The 2,806-nt window shown below is 61.0% G+C and carries 6 protein-coding genes; all 6 read left to right on the top strand.

Features of this window, described 5'->3' with window-relative positions; all coding sequences use genetic code 11:
• Positions 1-83 precede the first annotated feature (83 nt).
• The 6 genes from ACODR9_RS24270 (at position 84) to ACODR9_RS24245 (ending at position 2,644) form a co-directional block, all read left to right on the top strand.
• Complete coding sequence (locus ACODR9_RS24270; protein ID WP_488813249.1) at positions 84-494, top strand: DUF6573 family protein; 411 nt, start codon at positions 84-86, stop codon at positions 492-494.
• A 40-nt stretch (positions 495-534) separates the two neighbouring features.
• Positions 535-753 (top strand): hypothetical protein, encoded by a 219-nt coding sequence (locus tag ACODR9_RS24265; RefSeq protein ID WP_488813247.1) that lies wholly within the window; start codon positions 535-537, stop codon positions 751-753.
• Positions 754-795: 42 nt separating this feature from the next.
• Positions 796-1,215 carry a DUF6011 domain-containing protein gene (locus ACODR9_RS24260; RefSeq protein WP_488813245.1) on the top strand — a complete coding sequence of 140 codons (420 nt, stop codon included), beginning with the start codon at positions 796-798 and terminating at the stop codon, positions 1,213-1,215.
• Positions 1,216-2,066: 851 nt separating this feature from the next.
• Positions 2,067-2,261 (top strand): hypothetical protein, encoded by a 195-nt coding sequence (locus ACODR9_RS24255; RefSeq protein WP_488813243.1) that lies wholly within the window; start codon positions 2,067-2,069, stop codon positions 2,259-2,261.
• Positions 2,254-2,439, top strand: a complete 186-nt coding sequence (locus tag ACODR9_RS24250) for a hypothetical protein (protein WP_488813241.1) — start codon at positions 2,254-2,256, stop codon at positions 2,437-2,439. Before ACODR9_RS24255 ends, ACODR9_RS24250 begins: the two co-directional genes overlap by 8 nt.
• Positions 2,426-2,644 carry a hypothetical protein gene (locus ACODR9_RS24245; protein WP_488813239.1) on the top strand — a complete coding sequence of 73 codons (219 nt, stop codon included), beginning with the start codon at positions 2,426-2,428 and terminating at the stop codon, positions 2,642-2,644. The genes ACODR9_RS24250 and ACODR9_RS24245 overlap by 14 nt, the downstream gene beginning before the upstream one ends.
• Positions 2,645-2,806: the final 162 nt, after the last annotated feature.

Raw genomic sequence — 2,806 nt, 5'->3', positions numbered from 1 at the left:
GGATGATCGAGGCCGGTGAGATTTAGCCCCGACCAACAGGAAAATCCGTAAACCCAGTTTTTCAACGGTTGAAAGGGCAAATCATGAATATGTACGAACTGTTTGGCGATCCGATTTCGGTTTACTCCCGCGCAGACGCCATCGCTGATGGCGTGCTGGTGGACGTGTCCGAAGCGGGCCGCCGCGAGGGCTTCCGCTACCCGCTGGCCATGACCATCGCCGCTTATACCGAGTGCGTCGAATGGAAGGACGCCGACACCGACCGCAAGCGCGTTTATCAGACCGAAGACGCCCGTCTGGTGGACGTGCTGACGGCGGCCAAGCTGGCTATTCGCACCAATGTACCGGACGCACACCGCCTTGATTTCCGGGTAAGCCGTATCCCGCGTGAAGGCAAGGCCCGCGAGGCCGAAACCATCAAGCTGTCCATGACCATCGGGCCGGGCGATGACGCCGAACCCGTCATGACCATCATGCTGAACAACGAAGATTGATCCAGGGCCGGGCGGTCGCCGCCCGGCAGGAGTCGGAGATATGTCTACTCAGGATGTGGCCAGCGCGGCGCTGGCCGGAAAGGTGGAAGTGCTGGGGGTGCGGCCGGTACGCAATTCCCAAGCGTGCGAGGTGATGATTGCCGATGTGGCCAGCACCGAGCTGGCCAAGGCGGCACTGACGGCCGCCGGCCTGTCGGTTGTCGCCCAGGAGCGGTTTTCGAGCTTCAATTTCCCGGTGATCCGGGCCGTTCAAACCTAACCCCACGGCCGGGCTTTCGTCCGGCCAGTTCGGAGGCTTATCATGGCTTCGCCGTTTTGCCGCTGTTGTGGAAAGCCGCTGACTGATCCGGTTTCTGTCGCGCTCGAAATCGGCCCGGTTTGCCGGGTGAATCTCAAAATCAAGGAGCTGTCGAATATGTCTGAATCGCTGTTTGGCCCGCGTGCCGATTATTCCTATCAGGTGGATGGCGACGTGATTGCCATTACCGATCATGACAACGGGCGTTCCGTCACGAACGACATTGAGAACGTGCTGCGCGATCTGGCGCAGGAAGGCATCGAGCTGGCAGACTTCAAGGTGATGTACCGCGATACGATGGGCGTCTGGGATGGTATCCGTCACGACGCCGGCCGGTTTGTCGGGTTTTTCCCGCTGACCGAACGGGAGTATGCCGCCGCCCGCGCCAAGCTGATCGAGAAGTCCACCCATCCCCACGTATGAAAGCCGGACGTCCGGGCGGGCTGTCGTGAATCGAGCCTCGCCAAGAGGCCGGCGAGTCTCGCCCCTTCGGGCTTCCATCCCTGACGCCTTCGCGGCCTGGCGGCCGCTGCGCGCTGCGCTTGCGATAGCCGCCCAGGAGGGCGGCGAGTGAGCGACCTTTCCCACAACCCCACAGCCCCCCGCGTCCGGGCGGCTGCCCACCCCCGGAGGGCGTGGACAGCCTGACGCGGCCCCGGCTCTTGCGCCACTTGACGGGCGCGGCCGGGGCGATGGGGGCTATGGATTTGTGGAAAAGCCCGCGCCGTAGTGCCGGCGGCCGGTATCCCGTCCTGCCGGCGCAACGTCCCCAGGTTGAGGCTTGGCCCCTACGGGGCGGCCTGACGGCCGGCGCGGCTGATCGTGGGCTTGCATGTGGCCTTCGCCCGGCCTGCCCAGGCGGTTAGAAGCCAGCCGGCGCAGCCCTAATGTCGTACCCCACCCGCCCGGCTATTGCGTCAAGGGCGCGATCCTCGCCCGGTTCCGGCCGGGGGCCGGACTGCGGCCTCCGGTCGTCCCTTGACGCGCCGGACGGGCAGGGTATCGACGGGCTTACCGCGCCGACTGACTCCTAACGGGCAAGCCCTACAGGGCGAAGGCCACAAGCCCACGGCCGCGAAGGAAGCGGGCTAAAGCCCGCTGATGTTCGAGCAACCCGGCCGAGCAAGACAGCCTACAGGCATGCCCGGAAAGGCGGAAAAGCGCAAGGGTTTCGCATGCGAAAGATGATAAAAATAACCCGCGTGTAAACGTTGACAAAGTAAGCGCGTAAACGTATAATAAAAACACTTAGACAACAGCACGAAAGGGCGAAAATGACGGTCGATCAAGAAATGGCGCTGAAATGCTTTGCGCGGGTTCATGGCCGCAACTGGAAAAGCAAACTCATTGCCATGTGGAACAATGGCACGGATGCGGTACAGCCAGGCGGCGCTTTTTTGCGCCAAGTGCGGAACACGCTCGGGCCGGTCGGACTGAAAAACCTTCGCCTTGGAGCGATCAATGTATAAGCCCGGTATGGTCGTAGAATTCAAGTATCTGGCCGGCGAAACGACCACCGGGACAATCATTTCCTATGACGAGGAAACCGAGCAAGCCGTCATCGAGGATGAACTAGGCGTGCGATGGAATGGCTATGCGGATTGGATCGTGGATGTTATCGAAGGGGAAGGTGATGCTGTTCAGTGAATCACAGCTTGAAGGCTTGGCCAAGGTTTGCGACAACTTGGCCACGGCTTGCGTTGTTGGTAGTATTGTCGGCGGCCTGATTGACCATAAGATAGGTATGGGCGTGGTGCTGATCTTGTGGACGATGGCCGTTATTTTTCTGGCCGCTGCGCTATACTGTAGAAGACCCGCCGCCACCAAGGAGGACGAAGAAAATGGCAACTGAATCCCTTATCGGCCTTGTGCTGTTCGGTCTAGGCTTGGCGGCCTTTGTCGTGTACGCAGGCCGTCACCGCGAGAAAGATCAAAAACGGAAAGCCCACTGACCCAAGAGGGGTCGTCTCAGAAAACGGAAAATAAAGCACGCTAAGCGTGCGTGGAGGCTGGC

This window comes from Aquitalea sp. FG25 (assembly GCF_057809375.1).
The sequence above is the reverse complement of the archived record's forward strand: the minus strand, read 5'-3'. Positions and strand labels throughout refer to the sequence as shown.

Bases quoted from the DNA above. Each gene is read 5' to 3' on its own strand.
- ACODR9_RS24270 (WP_488813249.1), top strand. From the start codon at position 84: ATGAATATGTACGAACTGTTTGGCGATCCGATTTCGGTTTACTCCCGC.
- ACODR9_RS24265 (WP_488813247.1), top strand. From the start codon at position 535: ATGTCTACTCAGGATGTGGCCAGCGCGGCGCTGGCCGGAAAGGTGGAA.
- ACODR9_RS24260 (WP_488813245.1), top strand. From the start codon at position 796: ATGGCTTCGCCGTTTTGCCGCTGTTGTGGAAAGCCGCTGACTGATCCG.
- ACODR9_RS24255 (WP_488813243.1), top strand. From the start codon at position 2,067: ATGACGGTCGATCAAGAAATGGCGCTGAAATGCTTTGCGCGGGTTCAT.
- ACODR9_RS24250 (WP_488813241.1), top strand. From the start codon at position 2,254: ATGTATAAGCCCGGTATGGTCGTAGAATTCAAGTATCTGGCCGGCGAA.
- ACODR9_RS24245 (WP_488813239.1), top strand. From the start codon at position 2,426: ATGCTGTTCAGTGAATCACAGCTTGAAGGCTTGGCCAAGGTTTGCGAC.